This window comes from Paenibacillus lignilyticus (assembly GCF_017942085.1).
Taxonomy (GTDB): Bacteria; Bacillota; Bacilli; order Paenibacillales; family Paenibacillaceae; genus Paenibacillus_Z; species Paenibacillus_Z lignilyticus.
On sequence record NZ_JAGKSP010000001.1, the window covers coordinates 238,714 to 260,716 of the forward strand.

Consider the following 22,003-nt stretch of genomic DNA (forward strand, 5'->3'; position numbering starts at 1 on the left):
AGCCTTACTGCTCGCGGCCCAGTCACTTTCCTTATTCAGTGAGAAAAACAGCGTCCCCTGCTCCAGCCCGTTTCCCCCCTTATGCTTTCTGATGTCCTACTCCGCTCCAATGCAAGGTTTCATTCTTACAGGTTCGTTCTGCTGATTAGCTCGATCTCATGCCCGGCCGAGTACGCCAATCCGTATGGAGGAAGCTCGATATCGCCGCCGGAAGTTTTGGTCCAGCCCTGCCCTTCAGCGTCCAGCCACAGTTCCTGAATATAGGCGACGCCTTTCATTTCATTCATGAGTCCGAACAAATCTCCTTTGTATACCGTTCTGCCAAATGGCCAGCCCTTCGACCCGTCACGGCCATCAAGCGGCTTCAGCAGCCGATTGAGCGCCGTTACGATCTGTTTGCTTTCATCGACAAAATGAGGCTCGACGACGATGATCGCATGCACCGTAATCCCGATATATTCAGGTGCAATGACATGAACCTCAGTCGTAATCAATCTTCGTTCATCCAGATGGCGCCTCACGCTCTCCCGAAACCCCATGCTCGGCGTCGGCGTAACTGCAGGACTGTACGGAACAACCGCTACCGTTAACTGGCCCGGCGCTTGGTTGCGAGGATAATCCTTTAACCCTTTCATATAGAGCGGCAGCGCCTTAACTCTTGCTACCCGCAGTCCGGGCGTATGTCGAACGATATGCTCGACATCCTCTGCCGTAACCGCGCGAAACGGCTCATGGAGTTCTCTGCGAACGCGCTCGATGCAGGCTTCAAGCGATTCCGCTTCAGTTCCGCCTACAGCAAACTGATAGTTCGTTACGGTTAGCTGTTCGAGCAGTTGTTCGCTTGCCTCATTGAGCGAGGTGATTTCTGTAATCAGATGGGGCTTCACGTTACCGCGAGTTCCGCCGCCCAGTAAGCAGGCAATCACCCAAATATTAGGCTCATCGCAGGCTTGAGGCACGCTTCCTCGCTCATTATCGCCAAATTTAATCTCATGCTCCGCTGCGTCGAACAAGAAGTGCCGATCCGTGGAGGTCGAGTTGTCGAAGTTATCCACTTCGGTCCAATCCTCCCACAGCCAGCTTCCGTCTTGAAGCCTACGTCCGATCTGAAGTGTAAATCGATCATTCTGCAACGGATAATCATAGACAACCAGCTTCTGCCCCGGCAAACCGTTGCTCTGCCCGATGATACACTGCTCCCGGAAAGTCTCGGTCTGGGCGATCACCCTCAAGGTCGTCTTCCTTTGCTCTGGAAGTGATGCCCGACTTGGACTTCCATCCCCGGTTCTCAAAGCGACAACCGCTTCACCCGTTTCAATATTCTGTTGCAGCTCGTAGTCTGAAGCTTCCAACAGATCGATCCAGCCGCCTGACTCATGCGGGGATTGCACGCGTATGAAGCCGTTAGCGGCAAGGTAGGACGAAACGATTATTTCATCCTTATCCCCGCCTGTCAGATCGGCGTGGAACAATTCACTGAATGTATACTGTTGAACGGCTTTCACCGTATTAAACGCAATATGTTCGATGCGCGGCGGATTCTCATAGCCCGATTGCTCAACGGTGCAGCAGAACCAGTAGCGCCCTCTGTCATTCGCCGGATGGACCATGACCGGTCTCATTCCATGAGGGACGCGGAATGTGATCATTCCGCTGTACATCAGCTGAACGGTATCATCATGGACAAGCTCGAGCGGCATCCACGCGGAAGGTCCGCTGCCGGCAGCGCCGATCTCACTTGCTTGTTGACCGTTCTCTGCTCCTGTTAGTTCAGGCGGCGTACCGTTATTTCCATAAAATTTCCACGATACCTTGGCAGAAGGTACGATTGCCTTGCTTGCGTCATCTAAGGGGATAAGCGGAACCAGCCCATCGTCGAATAACGAGATCGCCATGGTCAGCTCATCCCCAGGCATCAGCTCAAGGTCAAAAGCGATGTACAGTCTGCTGCCTTGACGAGCTTCAGGGCCGAATGCGTAGAACGAAACGCCGACATGGTCGTTAGTGGATGTGTAATCATTGGCCTCTTTATCCGTTCGAACGATAATGCGGTCGATCCGGGCCGGATGCAGCCGGATCGGTTCCGTCGTTTCGAAAGGTTGATCCTGTGCCTGCAGCTTCGTGCCCTTCGGCAGCATTAGCGGCCGATTCGCGCCTTGGAAGCTGACCTGCGTATGCGCGCGATGGGCAAGCTGCGGCTTAGCGCCAAGCAGCTTCAGAAACTTGAGCTGGTTGCGCTCCGGCACCCGATTGATATAGAACTGCTGCATTTCGCTTAACCATGCGAACAGTTCAATCATCGTAATACCGGGATCATGCGCATTCTCATCCGTCCACTCCGGCATAAACTTCGGAATCGCTTTACGCGCTTCTTCCACGATTTGCTGAAAACGACGGTCGTCTAAATTGGGAATCGGCAGCAAGACATGCACCTCCTTTCTTATTCAGTGCCTGAAGGCACGCTCGTATTAGCTCGTTGTCACTTTCACGGTATGCATGCCGCTGCAGAGCAAAGCATGCGGATACATAGATTGTTTGGACGGATCAATTTCGATCGTTGTGCCGTCCTCCTTCTTTAACATGGACATATAAAGCTTATCTATATTTTTGATCGTACGAACGGATTTGAGCAGGGAATAGAAGAGCGATTCATGCAAGGTTTCGCCAATCTCCCAGCCTCGTCCGTCCAGCTTGCCGCGAATCGGATCCAGAAATTGGGCAAGCCTGGTTTGGCATGCCGCCTCCGTAGGCAGCACATCCTCAAGCGATTCAACTGTAACTGAAACCGTGATAGATACGTACAGAAATGCCGGAGCAATGACTTGAACCGAAGGTTGATGTGAAACCGTGTTTGCCGCACGTTCAATCAAATACGCTTCGATCTGACGTTTCAACGCGGGAAACAATGCATAACCGGAATCGCCCGGCTCCGATAAGGCTACGAGTGTAATCGAACCTAAGCTGCGTTCCAGATGCACGTTCCGATTAGGCAGACATTTCACTTTAGCCAGTCCCGGATATGCCTCTCTTGCAAGCCATTCGAAATCCTCAGCCGTTACGGCGCGACCTTGATGCTTCAGTCGCTGCGGCCCGCGCAGCAGAGCAGCATCGAGGCTCTCAGTGTGACAGCCGCCGCCGGCTGCGCTTGGGTTCGTTGCGCCGGCTATGAACGCGATGGATTGCAGCAGTCCTGTAATCTCGCCGGCCCCAACATTACCTTCTGCTCCTGCCGTTACTTTGTAATTCACGCGAATGCTATCCGGACCGCCGCCTGGGACAGCGCGACCTCTAATCCCTTCGCCGAAGGTAACGGTCCCTGCAGAACCGTCAAGTACAAAATGACGATCCAGCGCCGAAGAAGTAAGGAATGACTCTACCCCGCTCCATTTGACCCACACGCGCTGCACTTGCCCTTCGCTGTCATATAAAACCTCGATATCGGCGGGAGCTTGCAGCAACATCTCGTCCAGCTCATGCTTGGGCATCGTTTCGGTCTCATCGACCCAAACTTCCTCCGCAATGACCGGCGACCTGGATAGTCTGTACACGCCGCGTGTTCGCTCCGGCGTCTCTCCGGTAATGGTTCGCTGCTGCAGCACTTGAACGGCGTTCATATCCAGCCGTTTGGCAGCAGGTTTTAATTGATCTGCCAAGTCATAACAGCCATCACGATTGACCGCGCGCAACCAATAACGTTCTCTGCCATAGAGCAGCGTCTGATGAAGCTCCGGCGGACCCGCAAATTGGACTAGGCCGCTTTCGGTAAATCCGTTCGTTTCATCTAGGACAGATAGAGGCTTCCAATGCACCGTAGTACCTTCGCGGACGAGTGCCTCCCACTCGATCCATGGCCGCTTCGATGCATCCCACTTCGAAGGCTGGAGCGTAACTTGCATCGTAATCGGCCCTTTGAGCGGAGGTGAATCAAAGCCGAATATAACGGCGGGATAGCTGCAATCAATAGGCTCAAACGGACGGATCGGCTTGCCGCCGCCGCTTGCCTCTCTCGTCACTTCCTTCATCGCTGCATTATTGAACACGATGGCGGAAGCTGCCGGGAAAGTCCGGTCCTCGTAATGATATTGAAGCTTCAATTGGTCCAACCAGGGCGTGACATAAATCATTTCCGGCGCGTACATGTTATCCATCGCCACGACACGGACACGAATCCAATAGTCAAACTGTGCATTGACGAAGGTTTGCTCTAAATCCTGCGGGCAATGCAGGGAAACATGGCAGCGTAGATCTTCATGCTCAGGCAGCTCGCTAAACAAGGATTCGTAACGTTCGCTTCCGGGTATTCGCACCCATCCGCTGCCGTTCCAATATTCCCACAGGACGCGCTGAATCCGAATTTTCGGCGGATCCTTCTTCTCCAGCTCTGAACGGCGCATAATCATCCGCCAGCGGATTTCCGGATCCGGTGCCGTGCGCAGCGCACTCGGCAATGTTTTCATCCTGAAGCTCACATCAAGTCTGCCATTTCTCTTGCAGAATGCTTCTTCGCTGCTGATATAAAACGTAGAGTATGGCGCAAAATGCTCTCCGAACGGATAAAATCCGTCGCTGCTCAGCTCCATATCGTTGTGAATAATCATCGTTGGCGGAATGCCGTCAACGCCCTGGTTCGGGTCGAACGCAGACGTTAACGATAGCTGATCCAGTTCTAAATCTTGAGCCAGCAGCGGATTGGCGCTTGTCTCCTTCACTTTGAGCCTGCACCGAATATAGCGGCCTCCGATACCGCCAACTTCCACCGGTTCGATCGGTCGAACTTTTGTTTTATGTAAGAAAACCGTGTTTCCCATGCTCGTAATATCGTCAAAAGGCACCCATTCGCCTTCGGAATGATACGTCCATTCGAGCAGCTCCGTATCTGCCATAGCAGCAGCTAACTGCGGCTGCTTGTACCGCTTGGCGGAATGGAATAGATTTACACGGATGATCGCGGGATGCGTCGCTAAGAATAGGTCATCCTCGCGCAAGTAGATGGCGTGCTCCTGCAGGTTAAGGCCATAAGCTGCTTGGAAGAGCGGTACATCCCCTTTTCCTTCGGCAAGCTTCTCCGTATAGGATTCTGCAGATAACGTAATCGCATCAAGTGCCGGGCTAACGCTAATGACGTCCGTCAGTTTGGCGGGCGTTACGAGCATCGCGCGTTCACTTTCGAAGAGCAGCTCTTCGCCGCCGCTAGGCGACGGAGCCGTTAATTGCGTGCCTCTCGGAATCCATACCGGCTCAGTGGCTCCTTCATTGATGCGAAATACGACATGGGTACGTGCAGGTCGTGCCGACTGTAGCTTCGTTTCCAGCATATTTAGGAACGCGATAAAATTCTTCTCAGGCGTCCGGTTAAGCCGTTTCGCATTCTCTTGCAGCATATTCGCCGCCAAATAGAATAGCGCCGTACCGGGGTCCGGGTCTTCAGGCGAGAAACGCCACTCCGGGGTATAAAAGGGGGCCGTTTCCTTCATCCAGCGGGCAAGAGCAGCCAGATCGCGCTTATCAATTGCCTGCGGCGCGCCTGCCCCGCTTCGGGTATTGTTCATCATGGTCTCCTGCTCCACCCTTTGTCATCTACTTCGTGCCTTCCTCCAAATAGAAAGGATAGACCTGATTGAACAGATTGTTCGTGCTCCGGACGACATACGAAATATGGAGCAGCAGCTTGCCGGCCCCAGCACCGTCCCGCTCTGCGTGAACCTCGACCTCATGCACGCGAGGCTCCCAGATTCGGATCGCCTCTTGAATGTTGGTCTCCAATAATCGCAGCGTCGTTTCGTCCGTCGTCTCGAACACGAACTCTTGAATGCCGCAGCCGAAGTCGGGGCGCATGACACGCTCCCCTTTATTCGTCCACAGTATAATGCGAATGGCCTCCGCGATGTCGTCTTCTTTCTCCGCCGTCTTGATTCGTCCCGTGGTGGAGTCGACTTCTATGGGGAATTTCCAGCCTCTACCCAGAAATGATGCCATAACCGCCATCCCCCTTCTGCCTGTCGCAGCCTAATTGATTTTGACCATCGCGCCTTTGATGTTGACGATGCCGTCCGATTTGATATCGACGGTTCCGCCGCCTTTAAGGTTCAGTGCTGCACTTGCTTCAATCTTAATCTGCGTCGATTTAATCGTGACTTCCTTCGAACTCGAGATCGTCACATCGCCGCCGCCGGAAATTTCGATCTTGGTGGATGAGCTTGTTAAAGTCAGCTTCCCTGTTCCGCTTCCCACGATGGTAAGATTGTTCTTACCACTCTTGTCGGTCAGCTTGATTTCCTCGGTGCTGTCGGTGAATTCGATCTTGCTGCCCTTCTTCGTCTGCAGCGTTACTTTCTCTTTGGAAGACGTATCGTCGAAAATAAACTCATGTCCCGCTTTGGATTTGATTTTGCGGATATTGTTGTTCTCATCGCCGGCCGGCGCCGGATTGCTCTTGTTCCACAAAGAACCGATGACATACGGCTGATTGAAGTCGCCCATATGAAACGCGACCAACACCTCGTCGTTCACTTCGGGAACAAACAGACTTCCTCGATCTTTGCCGCCCATAAAGGTAATGCAGCGAACCCAGTCCGTCTCTTGCGTAATTTCGCGATGTGGAAACTTCAGCTTCACGCGGCCGATTTTGTCAGGGTCCTTATTATTCGTGACGACTGCGAGCATAACCCCTTCTATACCGCCTGAACCGCCGGAGCCGCCGCCGTACATGCCGTTACTCATATTGCATTTCCCCCTACCTCAAAGCTTGTCGTATATCCGGATGCGGAGATGGAGTGGCTGACTTCAGTGAGATACATCGGTTGATTGAATTTCGCGCCAAGCCCGTCCAGTTTGATATAGCGGCCGGCACGGATTTCAGGAATCCCGATGCTTTCGCCTGAGCCTGTGACCAGATCCATGGCCCGTTCATTCATCATCGCGTCTGCCAGATCCTGCGCTTCCTGCATCGTCGTCGCATTCGTGTAGACATATTCCTTGGTGTAGTCCGCCAGCGAGCGCATAATGTCCTTCCCTGTGCGGGAATTCGAACCGATAATATCGACTTGACCGGATGTAGCTTCGATAGCTGTGGACGTTTTCGGATCAAACCCTCTGACGATAACTTGGCTCACCTGGTTGGTGATATCGACGCTGGTGGAGTAGCTGCGCAAGTTTTTACCGTACATCAGCGTGATGACCGGTGTCTTGGAATTCTTCGATTCGCGAAAATATAGCGTCTTGCCGACCACAAAAAAATCATAATCGTTCGACTTGGCCAGCTGTTTCAGAAACTGGTAATCCGTCATCCGAATTTGCTCGATGATCGGCCTCATCACCGTCGTTGTATCGACGGAAAGCTTCGCGCCATATTTCGCTCCGATAACTTTCACCACGTCGCTGTCCTTCTTTTCCTTCCATGAATTCGAATGGGAGCCCTTCATCATGAGGAAAGAAATATCCATGCCCGATACGCTAACTGTCGGATTGCCGTCAGACGGATATTCCAGATCCACCGACGTAATGATGCCATAGAACACGGTCTCGAGCTTATCGGTGTAGCCCATCTTAATTTCCACGTACTTGCCGACAGCAAGAAAACTGTTGATCCATTGAAATTCACGGCGAACCGGATCAAATGCGTTCTGTACTGTAAAATGAAAAGAATCCGCTTTCTGATTCACCGTCGTATTCACCTTTACCGATGAAATGGCGACACTTTGCCGTATCATGCTGTTGCCATCAATGACGATTTCAAAAGCCGGCGCAAAGAAATTGCGATACTTCTGCTCCAGCGAATCGAATTGATAGGTGCTGTTATCGAACTTTACGTCTGCCATATGCTAGTCCAACCTCGGAACGATGATTTTGCGGCCTGTCCGCAGCTGTCTTGGATTGTCGATCCCATTCGCTTCCGCTATCGCCCGCCATTCCCCCGGATCCTCGTACTCTTCAGCAGCAATCATCCAGAGCTGGTCTCCTTGCTTCAGCGTCTTCTGCTTCGTCCGGTCAGCGGACTGGCGCGGAATGTTCTGGTACTGCTCCTTCATGCTTTGCAAGGCACGGAAGGTAACGTTTAATGTAGCCCGAACCGGAAGTCCCGAATCGAGAAACATCGTGAATTTCTGCGAAACGCGTTCCACTACGCCTTTAAAATCCAACGACCCCCATACGAAGCGGCAGCTCGGCGGTGCATGCAAATCCTTATCAACATCGAGCAGTCTGGATACCTTAGCCGTAAGTAAACGTACATCCGTTGCTTTCTCGTACGTGTCGAAGAACAGGTCCATGCTGAGCGTAGTCGCTTCACCGCTAATAAATTGGGCAATCGGAGTTTGCAGCCCCGGTATGGTCTGCCAAGCAAAATTATTCGCTGATTCCAGCGAATACTCGCTGGGATTGAACAGCACTTCAAGCTGCTCTTGACCTGTACCCTTGGTAACGATGATTTTCGCTTTCTTCAGTGCCATACCGTAATCGCTCCTCCTATCCCGTTATTGCTAGTAACCGCTTCTGCGCTGCTCGAATTTCATTTTCTTCTCGAATACTTTAAAGACTTTATCCGCAATGGCATCCGGCTGGAGCTGCGGCATATTCATGAGCATCTGCTGCACTTGCTTCACATCGATGGTTGGTGCAGCAGGCGGCTTCATTGCGGCAACACTCTGCCTCACCGTTTCGGCTGCTGCGGCCGCGACGGCTGCCTTAGAAGCATGATGCTGCATTGCCGGTGAAGCGATGCTTCGCGTGAAGTCGGGCTCTGCCTGATTTGAAGGCTTCGCAGCATAATGAAGCGTAGGCTGAGCCGGTAGATTCGTAGACTTGTTCTGTGATTGTAAGTCCGCTTGTCGCCGGACGAACAGAGCTTGTGAAGATGACATCGATTGCTGCGACGATGATTGATTCTTTACCAGCAAACTAGCAGGCTTGGATGACGTCGATGCTGCTTGCGTACGCGAAGCAATTTGACGCTGGATCAGATTGCCGGCACGTTGAGCTGCAGTTGCCGATGCAGGAAATGCCGGTATCGAGGCAGCTGCCGGCATGTTCGACGAAGCTGCGTTCCGCTGTGCAGCAGAAATTCGCGATGTCGCGGCTGCCCCCACTCCGGCCGCACCGGGAGCTTGTGCAATTGCACGATGCTGAAGCATTCTCCCCGGTGGAGCTAATACTGAACGCTGCAACGATACTGTAGGTGCAGCTTGATTAGGCGATCTTTGTTGCCTTGCTTGGCTGGAGCTGGCAGTCGATAGAGCTTGACCACGGACCATGGTGCCGCTCATAACGTCTGATTGTGCAACCGCGCGTCGCTGTATGAGCTGACTGCTTGGTTGAGAACCACTTTGCGCAGCAGTCCCCGTTTTCGATTGATAGATCACCTGTGGAGCCTGACTCGCGCTGGTTGCTTCCATTAGAGCCGATTCTCTCGACACTGGCATCGCTTGTCGTCGCTGTACAAGAATGGATCGTGGCGAACCAAGTTCTGTGGCGCCTGATTGTGAGTCGAGATTCCTCTGTCGACGCTGTACAAGTCTACCTATGAATTTAGGGGCAGCGGATTGATTCGTTTCGTTACGCTGCTGCGTATTGATAGATTGCATAAGCTTACCGGATCTATAAATGATTCTGCCTGAAGATACAGAGTCAAGGTCAGTTGCACTCGCTGCATTTGCACGCCGTTGAACTAGTGTCACAGCCGGGTCAGAAGCAGATAGAACTGAAGCTGAGCCGGGCTTTAATTGTGCATTCGTTCGAATATCGATGTTTTGCTGTCCCTGAGCTTGGTGCTCCAACCTGGATACCCTGTTAGCTTCACTTGGTTGAACGATTCGTTGAATTTGCTGACTAGAATCGCCAGGTGAAGAGGCTATTCTTCGTTGCTTCGCCGCAAGGACAGGTGGGATCGCACTTGCCTGAGCGGACAGACGGCGCTGTATCAAAGCCAGCGCTTTATCTCCCGCGCTACGAGCGCGACTAACGAACGAGCCTCGCACAGATGCTGCTTTTATCTCTATACCATCATTGAACTGCAGTTTGCTTGCAGAAGCAGCCCGTGCCTGCGATTGCTTCAATCCCGAAACAGCTGAGCCATTACTTGTTTGATTTCTTGCTGCTTGCTGACTAGGTACACTTGAAGGCGGTGGAGCTTGGAGGCTGGAGCTCAGTGTTGGCGCTTGCTCATTAGACGGTGCGGCAGAAGTCTTCCGTTGTACCAGGATTAACCCCTGATCACCAGCTTGTCTCACTCTTTCTGCAAGCGTACCGCGAGCGCGATCCAACACGATCTCCGGTTCTCCATGCTCGTTCTGTCCTTCAGCTTCCGAATCGTTGGGCAGCATTCTACTTTGCTTCTTGCCTGTGATAGCTAAGGATGGAGCTTCCACGATCTGCTGTTTATCTCTACGATCGAAATCTTTTGTTTTGTTCTGCATCTTCTCATCATCTGAGCGTGCTGAATCTATATGTATTGATTTCGGTGTCGTATGGTTGCCCGCTAATAGACGGTTGACAATCCGTTCCGTACGAACGCCCCCCGGCGTTGTTGGAGTTGTCGCTGTCAATAAGCGAAGGCGATTGACAAACAGGATCGTGCCCCAATTTGCTCCACCCGTTAATGCCCCTTTTGCCGAAGGCCCAGCGTTTATTTGTCTTGCAGGTGTCTCTTCGGCAGTAAGAGTGCTGAAAATTTGTTGTTTAGAGTTGTTCGGCAGATCGAATCTCTGTATAGCACTGGTTCGGCTCGATTTTGCTCTAATGACTTGATTAGAGGCACTAGATTCGGAACCGTTTGCCGAAGTATGACTCGCGCCTTGTTCAACTGGACCTGAATCCACAGGAGGCAACTTCGGGTTTTCTCGCTTTACCGAGAAGGGATGTAGCGCTATCGGCCGATCGCGATGAAGAATATGCGTTGGAGCGATTCTTCTCATTTCTGAAATGATCAGCTTGCCGTGAACCGTCTGAAGCTCACGACGAACAGCTTCATGGCGTGATGAATCCGTAAGTAGGGTATCCTTTCGTGCCGAAGCAGCCTGAAGAACTCGGATGTGCTTTCCTGACGCAGGCAGTATAACAGGACTGTCTAATCTGGTTGCGCTTCTGCGCTGAATAATCTCAGATGCAGGATGAACTCTTCGATCAGCAGCTCTATCGGTATTCGCTTGCTGAACCGGAGAATGGTTATGGTTGGCTGCATTTGGAAGCATTGGGGCAGTAGCGCGATCAGAGCGATTAGCCCTATCTTCATGAAGCTGTTTCAAAGACCTGCGAACCATCGACAGCCTCTCAGCCGCCAAATCGTGGTAGGTAGAGTCAGACTCCTCCAACCTTCTGCGGAGTGTCATCGTTACCGGTTTGCGATTGAGTCTTTGCTCACGCTTAGCAGTAGCATATATTGGCTGCAGTTGCATCGCATCGGGAGGTGCTGTTCCAACAATTGGCACCACCTCGGATGTACCGGCAGCTGCTTGTCTATTGCCCGGCACTAGAACAGCATTACCACTCTCTTTTGTTTGCGGTTCCAAAGCCTGTTGAGCATCTTGAATCGGTATAGCGGCAGTCCGAGTAGTTCCGGAAGCAGCCTGTTGTCTATCTCGAACCAAAGGCTGTGCTTGCTTCGCCTTCTCATCACGCGCGGCCAACGCTGCAGCTAAAGGCAATCCTGCATCGCCGATGCGCCCCAGCAATACGCGAACCGCGCCTTCCATCCAATTCGGCTGTTGATGTTGTTCGCCGATAGAAGCCATCCGCCAAACCATGCCGCTGGCATCACGCTGCCATAACGGCTTCTGCGTCTGCCAGTTCAGTTCTCCGCGAACGCTACCGACTTCAGCCTCTGATTGATCATCGGATTTCAAGACTGGACTTCGACGGCTTCCGCTTATTCGGTTAAGAGGAGAGAGAGACATTCCCGTTCCGCTGTATCGGTTAAGTAGAGCCCCAATTTGAAGCAAAAGTACAGCTGCTTTCCCTTCATCCTCCTGCGCCAAACGTTGACCGGTTACCGGAGAAGCTGCTAATGCTCGGAGTCTGCCCGCCATCCTCTTCGTTTCCGTCCAGTCCAGCACATCACCGAACAAATCCGCTACGCGAATGTCCTGTTCAAACTCCGCCTGCTCATTCAGCGTGCGACCGCGAACATCATCCCTGGCTCGATCAGAACCTCGAAACTCAGCCCTTGCTGAAGCCAAATCCGTTTCCGGCCGTGCCTGTTCGGTTCGCTCCGCTTCCGTATTCGCATGCTTAGTTCGCGTCTGTTCCGACTTTGCCGCTTCTGACTTCGTCTGCTCAGCACGTGGCGCGTCCGGCTTCACTTGCTCCGCCCGTACCGCTTCCTCCCCAGACAAACCGCTCCGCGACTGCGAGGCATTAGCGCTGTTCGCAACTGTCCGTTCCGCTCTATCCCGTTCAGTCCTCGCAATAGCATCAGCACCTATGGCCTTCCGATCAGACTCCTGCCTAGCTTGCACAGACGCATGGCGAATGATCTTCTGCGCCAGTGTCAACCATTCGCGCTCTTTGGCCTCCCACTGTACATGGAGCGGCATGAGCAGCTGCAGCTTCAAAGCAATTTGCTGCAGGATCGTCGGCGGCAATTGAGGAACAGCCTCCCCGCCGGAATCAGGCTCGCGCAGCGTTAACGGTAATCGTCCCCACTGGTCTCGGCGCACTAGACGATACTTATCGCGGATCGATGCTCCGAAAGCCTGATGTGCTTCTGCACCATCTTGTCGCAATAGGAACGGATTCCCTTTTCTTCCGCGCTGTTCTCGTCTCATTCGCTCGCCTCCTTCCGGCCTGCACGCGCTGGCTGTCTTCTATCTCGATTTACTTCTTATAAATGGTTTTCAACCCGTTATGAACGAGTTCTAACGTTTCAATCGCGACATCACTCTGCGACGCGTTCAATGTTGGCCCGCTCCATTTGACCGGATAGGCATCAAAGAAATTCCATCGGCATAGCTCTTCCCCCGACAAATGCTGCAAAATAATAGAACCGCTCTTGCGCACCACCTTGCCGGCCATAACGCCCGCATACCAATCCCATAAACTGCTGGAGCTTGTAATGCCGCGTCTGAGCAAAATAGGCGAGAATCGGGTAGACTTTGGCAGCTTATGTACGAAACCGTTCTGCCCGCCTTCGCGAAATTCTTCGATTTCGACCTCAGCCTCCAGACCGCTGACTTCGGTGAAACCGCCCGCAAGAATTCCGTCCAGCTCTACCCAGAAACGAAATACGCCTCCGACAACATTAACTCCATGCGCTGCAGCACTCAACCGTTATCACCTCTTCTTAAACACATCAAATACGTTCGGTTTCTCGGAATCGTCATTAAGCTTCCGGTTAATCCGCGAAATTTCTTCACACCATCTGCGCCGCTCCCGATGCTCCATATTCATGATGTCATCATGCGGCCAATGGAAGTAATACGCGATAAAGCCGGATTCCTCATACAATTTCTCGATCGGATAGCCCGTTAAAGGCTTTCCGTTACGGACAAAAAATCCACATCCACCTCAAAATCATGCTCGCATTTCGGGCAAGCGGTATGCACCTTCGGTGCTTCCATATCATTGATTTGACGGTACACATGCTGTAGGTAAGCGAGATCGGCCGTGAACAGCCGCTCGATAATTTTCGTATCAATATGTTTCAAATCGCCTAATCGCGTGATGACGCGAGCAAGCAAAATGACAGTCAAATAACCCGGGTTTTGCTGAACGCGCGGGTCGCGCATCGGTAAAATTTCATCAGCTGCGGTAGCAAGCCGAATAACGCCGCGCTTATGCAGCGTGCCATTATCATCCACATAGCCCCGAGGGAGCTCAAATTCATATTCCGTTTGAAACGCCATGCTTGGTTCCCTCCGTTATCTTTCATCAAAATGCAAATTACCAAGATACACCATGAACGAGGCAGAAGCGGAAAACAAGAGATGCGCGGAGCTTCGATACGCCCCGCAACCATCCCTTGTTCTCGTCAAAAAGCTTCTGTATTATCGTTGCTGCTACGCTGTGCGAGTCATGCCTTCATGCGCCAATTCCACGAATTCAATCGCGACTTCAGCGCCGGTACCGTTAAAGCTCGGAGCGGAATATTTGACCGGCCATGCTTCAATAACCTGCCATGTAGCAACGTCGCCGCCTTCTTCATCAATGGCGATAATCGTTACGGTTTTGCGCTCAATCGTGCCTTCGATGCACTCCTGCATCCAATCGTACAGATCCATCGAATCTGTTGCGCCCCATTTAAGCGAAATGTTACCGTATTTCGCTAGGCCCGGAAGTTTGCGCGGAGTGATGACTTCATTGCCTTCGCGGTATTCGATGACGTCAAGTGACGCCTCAAATCCGGATACTTCGCTGAAGCCGGCTTGTTGAATGCCTTCAATTTCAATTCGGAATCTAAAATTGCGGTATGGATCATTACGTTCGCCTGGCATGGTTATCCCCTTCCATCAAAATGAACTGAACTGCACCAATCGTCTATTCGGAGCCGGTTTTCTGAGTGATGCGGAAAATAACGAACTCTGCCGGTTTCACGGGAGCGACACCGATCACACAAACAAGCCGGCCGTTGTCGATATCATCTTGTGTCATCGTTTCGCGGCCAATGTTGATGTAGAACGCTTCCGAAGCACTGTTGCCTAGCAAAGCGCCGTCACGCCAAACGCGTGTCAAGAAGGCGTCAATCGTCCGTTGTACGCGTGCCCACAGCTGATCATTGTTCGGTTCGAAGACCACCCAGTTCGTGCCGTTCTTGATGGATTCTTCCAAGAAGATAAACAAGCGGCGTACGTTGACATATTTCCATAAGCCATTGGACGAACAGGTACGTGCACCCCATACGCGCGTGCCTTGACCGGTAAAGTGACGGATCAAGTTAACGCCGGCCGGGTTCAGAATATCCTGTTCCCCTTTGTTGTACTGCACTTCCAAACCCACTACGCCGCGAAGCACCTCGTTGGCCGGAGCTTTCTGAACGCCGCGCGTCTGATCGGAACGGGAGTAAATCCCAGCAACCGTGCCGGATGGCGGAATGAAGATATTGCGCTTGTCCAGCGGATCAAACACTTGCAGCCAAGGGTTGTACATCGCGCAATAGCTGGAATCGAAAATATTCCGGTGCGTCATGACGTCCGCTACTTTTGTTTTCTCGCGCGGGATATCAAGAATCGCGAAGCGGCTGCCAAGATTCTCGCAATGGGCAACGAGTGCCAATTGTACATTAGGATCGGTTACACCCGGTACAGCCATGATGCTGACCACGTCGTTATCGATGAACGCCTGGATACCCGTTCTCTTACCCGGACCACGGTCTTCACCCATAAAGTCGCCTGCGCTGAGGTTAGCAAGGGAGCCGTCGCTGCCACCGCCGAAGATTACATCGTATTTGCCCGATTCTTCAGGCAAGCCGCTGATGACAGTGAAAGGAGCGATTGCTTCTCCTGCCGTACCTTGGCTCAAATCTTGGGCCGTGACGATTCCGGAACGGGCCAGAATTTTGTCGACATGGTTAGCGGCGGAAACGTTCAGCGACAGCTTCTCGAAGGTCTCGATTTCGTCGCCGGAGAAAATATGAATCGTAAACTCGCTTGTCGTCAGCACTTTGCTCGGAAGCAGCTGGTTGTCAACAACGTCTGCTTCGCCGGCAAGCGGCGACTCAAGCTCGATTAGGTTGTCTTGTGAGGAGAGGATGCGATTGTATTGCTTGCCTGTGCCGTCATCGAATGCAACAACATCGCCGGGGTTAAAGCCAGCATTGTTCTTGACGCGGTAACGCTTCGACTCGCCCGGCGTACCGAGCACTTCATAAATTTGTGTCTTTGCTTTGCTTGACGGAACGATTCCGATGCGAATCTGATTGCCCCACGCACCCGGGTTCTTAGCCGTAAATGCCAGAACTGCCGATTCCGGCGTAGTGTTGCTGGCCGGCTTAGCATCCGAAGGTGCTACGCGCATGACATAACAACGTGAGCCCCCGTTCGTAAAGAACTGATCAACTGCGTAAGCTAGAAAACGATACGATCCGAAAGCATTCTCGGACAAGTAAGAGCCGAACACACGCTGGAATTCAGCGATACTTGTTACGAGCTGCGGCAAGCCTTCCACGGCACCGCGTTGCGCAAGACCAATAAATCCGGCCGTGCTAGTGCTTGCCCCTTCAAGCGGCTGAGCACCACTCTCAAACTCTTCGACATACACTCCAGGCGACAAATATTCTGCCATATGCCCCTCCCGCTTACTGTACTTTATTTAAGATAAACTGATACCCCGCACCCACGGGCACTGGACGGCATCAATGAACCTACACACATGTCAGATGCTGCTCTATGTAAGAATGAATGGATCTTGAACTCGATTACGCCTTGCTTGAAGAATGTGCACGCTCTCATGATGGAGCTGTTGGCTGCCGGCACGAACTTCAACCTTGAATGCGGAGCTGGGTAAGGGAGGTCTAAAGACGATATGGAACTCTCCTGCAGCATCGCTGATTGCGGTTATAACCGGCAGAAGCACGCTTCCTCTGGGAACGGCGGATTGAAGCGGATTGGATAACTTCAGCTTTCGTCTGTCCGTACCGAAGCCTACAATCTTGCATTCTTCTATCAATTGCCCATCTCTGCTGCGAATCTCGTAACGATCCCCTTCGGCAACAATCCCGAGTATGGGAGCCGTTTCAATTTCGGCTGAACCGGGTAATGCATCAGCAGTAAGTCTGGCCTTCCAGCCGCGCTCGTCACAGAGAGCGGCCTGCACCGAAACGCAATCAAGGGGCTTTCCTGCTGCGCTATTCAAATACCCTGATAACACAACGGCATCAGACGGCAGCGGATACGAACGTCCGGGTAGCAGTGCGACCGTAACAAGCGGATCAAGCGGGTCAAGCTCTGCCAGACGAATCGTGAGCACCTGCTTGCTATAGATCGGCGAGTTAATTGTGATGATTGCCTGATCCTGCACCAAATCGGCAAATACCCATAGTCCTTCTGCCATTTTCACAATCGGTTTGGCTGAATGAGCACCTTCCACTTGAAGAGAAACGGAAGATGGAGCAGGCTTCAAGCCGGTGTATGCATCCCGCAGCAGAAGCACTACAGAGCAGCGCGTCTTGTGTATTCCCAACGAAACGCCCTCCTTACCCTTTCTCTTCGAGCTTGATATGACGTTCCACGACACGTGTAGTCGATTTCAATCTGGTGGAATCAATGTTCACCGGTCCTACTCGTATAGGCAGTGACATCTTGTAAGGCATATCGCCGAAGTTCCAAAGCCCTGTCAGAATATCTACGGGAAGCGATTCCACGACGACCCTCAATTCTTCATTGCTTTCGGCGAGCGATCCTTGCAAGTAGCCCCCGCGAACGATTGCATGATCATGCAGCACCTGCATGGCACGTCCGATTATGACATGCTCGTCAAGCGTTCTGGAATGTAAATCTGCGCTGGAATAGGGAGTCAAGATATAGTGCAAATCTACTGCCATTGGCGGGAATTGCAGCATACCGCTTCCCCGCGCTTGCATCTCGTTGCGCCTTGCCTCGCTGTTCTCCGTAATTCGGTAGAGATAGAGCGATAGAACAAGATCGCCTTTATCGGCAGGCGATGCCATTCCGATCAGTTCGGATTGCGCGACCGGCTCCGGTGTCATATTCTCTCGCAGCAGCTTAAGCACCGATGCGCCGGCATCTGCGATTGCGGAATAAGTCCCGATAACGATCCCTCCGTAGCCGCCGTAGCAGGCAATATGTAATGCAATTAGCGATTCGTCAATATTCAACAAAGTTCAGCAAAATATACCAAACTATTTTCCTATTATATCGCTTAAAATGTCGGATGACCACGGAAATTTACTAGATTGCTGGCAATTATTAAAAAAAGCTGTCCCACTCACTGTTCACAAGAATTTTTCCTGTTTTTTTCAGTTCTTGGCGTGCGGAAGCGACCAATTCTCGCATACCGACGGGGCGTCCCGCGGCCGCGGCCATGAAGGCTGCCGTAAGCACAATATTTTTGATATTGCCGCCCGCAACTTCAATTCTGGCAGCTAAAGCAGCGAAATCCACATCGCTCGCAAGCGGCGTCGCTGCCGGGAACATCGTACGCCACAGCTTCTCCCGATGCTCGGCGTCCGGAAACGGAAACTTAACGACAATATTGATTCTTCGCAGGAAAGCGTCATCTATATTTTGTTGAAAATTCGTTGCCAGAATGGACACGCCCTCGTATTCTTCCATCTTTTGAAGCAGGTACGCGGTCTCCACATTGGCATATTTGTCATGTGCGTCTTTTACCTCGGATCGTTTGCCAAACAGGGCGTCAGACTCATCGAAGAATAGGATCGCATTCGTTCGCTGGGCCTCCTTGAAAATGTCATGCAGGTTCTTCTCGGTCTCCCCGATATATTTGCTAATCACCTGCGAGAGATCGATTTTGTATGCTTCAAGTCCCAGTTCGTTGGCCGCAACTTCAGCTGCCATCGTTTTACCCGTTCCGGGCGGTCCGGCGAACATCATGCTGAGACCTTTGCCATAGGACAGCTTCCGATCGAATCCCCATGTCCCATACACATCGCGCCGGTACTTCATCATATTACAAGCCTGCCGCAGCAAATCGAGATGCTCGTGCGGGAGAATGAGATCCTCGAACGTGTAGCGCGGATTCAGCTTCTTCGCTTTCTTCTCGAGCTCGTGGTTCAACTGCACGGCAGCCCCCCGCTCGAAATGCACCTCTTCCGTATAATCGGCACCTTCATGCTCGGCAAGCCGCTTCGCCTCAAGAACAGCGCGATTGATTTGACCCGGAGAGAGTCGAAACTTATCGGCCATCGCTTCCGCTGATTCGGATGCTGCCGCGCTTTCCTCCCCCCAGATCCGCCAAAGCATACGCTGCTCTTCGATTGTCGGCGGCGTCAGCTCTACCTGATAGATAACGGACCGGCTCGGCACGGGCAGCTCGCTGTAATGAGCCCGTTCCCGCGAAAGCCACAACAACAGCCCGCCGCTTCTGCGGATCCACTGCTCGATTACGGTCCGGTACATCGTGAGCTTGCCGTCCGGTGCCATGAAGTGATCGCCTCCGGCAATGCCGACAATGGAATCCGTCAGCTTCGCTTCCCGGAATAATTGATGCAATACCGTAACCGTCTTCATACGCTCGGCTTCCAAGCTATCCCCTTGCAGCAGAAGCAACGGACGGTTTAATGACGCGGCCAAATGCTTCGCATGCAATTGCTTCCCTGACCCGCCGGCACCATACAGATGAAGCACGGCAGGTTTGCCTGCCTCAAGATGCAGCTCCGCAAAGCGGCGCATTTCACCTTGCTTGGAAGCACCGATTAGAAGCGGTTGAAGCTCCTCACCTTTGCCGTCATCTTCGCTTTCGCCGTCGCCGTTGACACCGCCTTCGAAGCGACTGACCCACCCTTCCAGCCGGCCATCGCTGCGCTCCGCCTCGAGCAAGAAGGAAACGATTCGTCCATCCAACCGCAGCGGCCGGGCAAGCGTCGATGTCGCATCTCCCTCATCAGCTGCGAGAAGCCAGCGCTGCAGCGGCTGCTCCGCCTGGAAAGATGACCGTGCCGCATAACGCTCCGATTCGTTATCGCATAACAGCCGCAACGCCAAATCAACCGTCGGAAGCTTGCTTGTCACATCATCCTGCAAATAGCCATACAGCTTCTCATATTTGCGGTTATACTCCGGCGCAAGCGCCATAACAATAACTTCCTGTTCGAACCGATTGAGCTTAAACCGCTTCACAAGCCGCATTAATGCAGACTGCCAGCCGGCTGTTGATTCAACGGCTAAACTTAACCGCTCTGCAATGACTTCATTGAGCTCTGCAATTTCGTCTTGCATCCCGGCAAGTGTCGGCGGAAGCTCCCCGTTGCTCCCCGCTTTGCCATTGGTCCGGAGCAGACGCATCACTTCATCGTCCGTAATGAGCAGCCCTCGCATGGGATCGAGCGGATTCTCATCGCCTTCCAGCTCTATCTTGCATTGCAGCTTAAATGCAATCATGAGATCGAGCTTACGAAGCTCGTCACTCCAATGCTCAAAGCCGCTCGTATAAGGTTGTAGCTTCATCACTCTTCATCGACTCCATTCGTGCAATTGGGCATAAATTTACCCTTTTTATATTCTAACGGTTGCCAGTGAGCTTATTTGAACCTTTTCCACCAGGAATCGACCAATTTGGTGCAAATAACTTCTGTTACAACCGTTAGAGCAGAAAAAAAAGGCTGTCGAGACAATCTCGGGCAGCCTGTGCGCTCATCAAGTCATTGATTCCGTTCATTCCCAACCATCAGCTCAGCTTGAATCCGTTTAGAACGGCATGCAAATCATCAGCCAGCTTCGTCAGCTCCAGCGAAGCCGATGAAATCTCCTGCATCGTAGCCAGCTGCTCTTCGGTTGCCGCCGAATTGTTCTGACAAGATGCAGCTACTTCATGGCTTGCCGCAGCAACGGCCTCCGCCATCCGAACGATGCTGCGGCTCGATTCGGCTAGTTCGCCGGTCGTATCCGACGTATTCTGAACACGGGTAGATACGGCTTCGATGCTTGTCTCGATGGATTGGAACAACCGGTCAACCTGAGTTGTTTTCACAAGTCCGCTGCCCGCTTTCTTCGAAACCGTGTTCATACTAGCAACAGCCTGATTCACACGGCTTAATATCTCTTGAATCAGCTCCGTAATTTGCTGAGCCGACACTTTCGACTGCTCGGCCAGCTTCCGAATTTCAAGCGCGACTACCGCAAAACCTTTGCCATGCTCGCCGGCTCGCGAAGCTTCGATCGATGCATTAAGCGCGAGCAGATTCGTCCGGTTAGCGACTTCGGAGATCATGCTCGTAATGCCGCCAATCTCTTGGGACTGCTTCTCTAACGATAGAATAACGCCGGAAGCATCCTGTACATGGTCATGGATATCTTTCATCTCATGCAGCACTTCTTTAATCGAATGGGTCCCCTGCGTAGAAGATTCGGATGCGGCGGAGGCAAGCTTGGCTACTTCCTCGTTCGCTTCCGATACCCGGCTAATGCCTTCGGACATTTGGGCAATTGCGCTAATCGCAGACGCCAGCTGCTCCTGCTCACGTTCCGCGCGAATGGCAATAAACTGCGTCGCCTCTACGATATTCTCCGTTGCCCGCGTGGTCTGTTCCGCGCTCTCACTAAGCTGTACGGAAGAGAACGACACCTGCTTCGCTGTAGCCATCGCCCGGGTAAGTATCGTTCTTAGATTTGCAATCATAAGATTGAAGGATTGCGCCAGCTCAGCAAGCTCACCCTGTGTACGAATCTCCAGATCCCGGCTTAAATCGCCGCGACCATCGGCAATATCACGGAGTTGCGTATTAATTAATTTAAGAGGTCTTGTAATGGAGCGAGTGAGCAATAAACCGAGCATGATTGCAGAGAGCAAAGCAGCTGCGAATAAACTCATGATCCACCTATTTTGTGCTTTTGCCTCGTGATCACGGTCTACAACATCAGCCGCCATCTCGGAATCGAGGCCCGCGAGCAGCTCATCGTTAATCTTCTCGATTTCTTTGCGCGTCGACCGTTCCTCGCCAAAATGAAGCGCCAGCGCTTCCTTGCTCTTGCCCGCATGCATTAGCTCCAGCGTTTGAGTACTGGAATGCCCGAATTTCTCAAATGTCGCTTTAATTTGTTCAATGACTTGCCTGTTCTCATCATCTAAAGTCGGATTCGCGAGAATCTTCGCAAGCAAACCTTCAACTGCTTTGTACTTATCCGCGATTTGACTTTCAAACTGCTCATCCTGTGACAGTAAATAAGCCCGTTCATCATTGGACATGCCGGTAATCGTATTTTCCAATGATTTAAGCTGATACCGAACTTCCCCATCCTGCAGCATCTCCGTATAAGCCGACTTCGTGTGAGTCATATGCGTATAAGCAAGAAGACCCAGCGCAACCATCAGAACAATTACAAGTGCAAATGACCCAAGCAGCTTCGTACGAATATTCATACCCAATTACCCCCTATTGTTGACT

16 protein-coding genes are annotated in these 22,003 nt (G+C 52.2%); all 16 read right to left on the reverse strand.

Annotated features, from left to right (window positions below; all coding sequences use genetic code 11):
- Positions 1-125: 125 nt before the first annotated feature.
- The 16 genes from I8J30_RS01060 to I8J30_RS01130 all read right to left on the reverse strand — a co-directional run bounded on the left by I8J30_RS01060 (position 126) and on the right by I8J30_RS01130 (position 21,978).
- Positions 126-2,423, reverse strand: a complete 2,298-nt coding sequence (locus tag I8J30_RS01060; RefSeq protein WP_210654642.1) for a putative baseplate assembly protein — start codon at positions 2,421-2,423, stop codon at positions 126-128.
- Positions 2,424-2,468: 45 nt separating this feature from the next.
- On the reverse strand, positions 2,469-5,552 hold the full coding sequence (locus I8J30_RS01065; RefSeq protein ID WP_210654644.1) for a baseplate J/gp47 family protein: 3,084 nt from the start codon (positions 5,550-5,552) through the stop codon (positions 2,469-2,471).
- A gap of 25 nt (positions 5,553-5,577) precedes the next feature.
- The gene (locus tag I8J30_RS01070; protein ID WP_210654646.1) at positions 5,578-5,976 is read right to left on the reverse strand and encodes a GPW/gp25 family protein; all 399 of its coding nucleotides are present in this window, start codon (positions 5,974-5,976) and stop codon (positions 5,578-5,580) included.
- 30 nt (positions 5,977-6,006) lie between these two features.
- Positions 6,007-6,720, reverse strand: coding sequence for a phage baseplate assembly protein V (locus tag I8J30_RS01075; RefSeq protein WP_210654648.1), 714 nt, complete (start codon positions 6,718-6,720; stop codon positions 6,007-6,009).
- Complete coding sequence (locus tag I8J30_RS01080) at positions 6,717-7,817, reverse strand: phage late control D family protein (protein WP_210654650.1); 1,101 nt, start codon at positions 7,815-7,817, stop codon at positions 6,717-6,719. The genes I8J30_RS01075 and I8J30_RS01080 overlap by 4 nt, the downstream gene beginning before the upstream one ends.
- Positions 7,818-7,820: 3 nt before the next feature.
- Positions 7,821-8,447 carry a CIS tube protein gene (locus I8J30_RS01085; RefSeq protein ID WP_210654652.1) on the reverse strand — a complete coding sequence of 209 codons (627 nt, stop codon included), beginning with the start codon at positions 8,445-8,447 and terminating at the stop codon, positions 7,821-7,823.
- Between the two features lie 30 nt (positions 8,448-8,477).
- Positions 8,478-12,755 carry a prolipoprotein diacylglyceryl transferase gene (locus I8J30_RS01090; RefSeq protein ID WP_210654654.1) on the reverse strand — a complete coding sequence of 1,426 codons (4,278 nt, stop codon included), beginning with the start codon at positions 12,753-12,755 and terminating at the stop codon, positions 8,478-8,480.
- A gap of 49 nt (positions 12,756-12,804) precedes the next feature.
- Positions 12,805-13,254: a phage tail protein gene (locus I8J30_RS01095; RefSeq protein WP_210654656.1), complete on the reverse strand. Its 450-nt coding sequence runs from the start codon at positions 13,252-13,254 to the stop codon at positions 12,805-12,807.
- Between the two features lie 6 nt (positions 13,255-13,260).
- Positions 13,261-13,434, reverse strand: a complete 174-nt coding sequence (locus I8J30_RS33855) for a DUF6760 family protein (protein WP_256256138.1) — start codon at positions 13,432-13,434, stop codon at positions 13,261-13,263.
- A gap of 20 nt (positions 13,435-13,454) precedes the next feature.
- Entirely contained in the window at positions 13,455-13,832 is a 378-nt protein-coding gene (locus I8J30_RS01100) for a hypothetical protein (RefSeq protein ID WP_090977939.1), read from the reverse strand.
- 153 nt (positions 13,833-13,985) lie between these two features.
- Entirely contained in the window at positions 13,986-14,420 is a 435-nt protein-coding gene (locus I8J30_RS01105; RefSeq protein ID WP_091215083.1) for a phage tail protein, read from the reverse strand.
- Between the two features lie 43 nt (positions 14,421-14,463).
- Entirely contained in the window at positions 14,464-16,206 is a 1,743-nt protein-coding gene (locus tag I8J30_RS01110; protein ID WP_210654658.1) for a phage tail sheath family protein, read from the reverse strand.
- A 102-nt stretch (positions 16,207-16,308) separates the two neighbouring features.
- Positions 16,309-17,103: a hypothetical protein gene (locus tag I8J30_RS01115; RefSeq protein WP_210654660.1), complete on the reverse strand. Its 795-nt coding sequence runs from the start codon at positions 17,101-17,103 to the stop codon at positions 16,309-16,311.
- Between the two features lie 13 nt (positions 17,104-17,116).
- Positions 17,117-17,758: a Pvc16 family protein gene (locus I8J30_RS01120; protein WP_240547727.1), complete on the reverse strand. Its 642-nt coding sequence runs from the start codon at positions 17,756-17,758 to the stop codon at positions 17,117-17,119.
- A gap of 91 nt (positions 17,759-17,849) precedes the next feature.
- Positions 17,850-20,066 carry an AAA family ATPase gene (locus I8J30_RS01125; protein WP_210655996.1) on the reverse strand — a complete coding sequence of 739 codons (2,217 nt, stop codon included), beginning with the start codon at positions 20,064-20,066 and terminating at the stop codon, positions 17,850-17,852.
- 220 nt (positions 20,067-20,286) lie between these two features.
- Positions 20,287-21,978, reverse strand: coding sequence for a methyl-accepting chemotaxis protein (locus I8J30_RS01130; RefSeq protein WP_210654662.1), 1,692 nt, complete (start codon positions 21,976-21,978; stop codon positions 20,287-20,289).
- Positions 21,979-22,003: the final 25 nt, after the last annotated feature.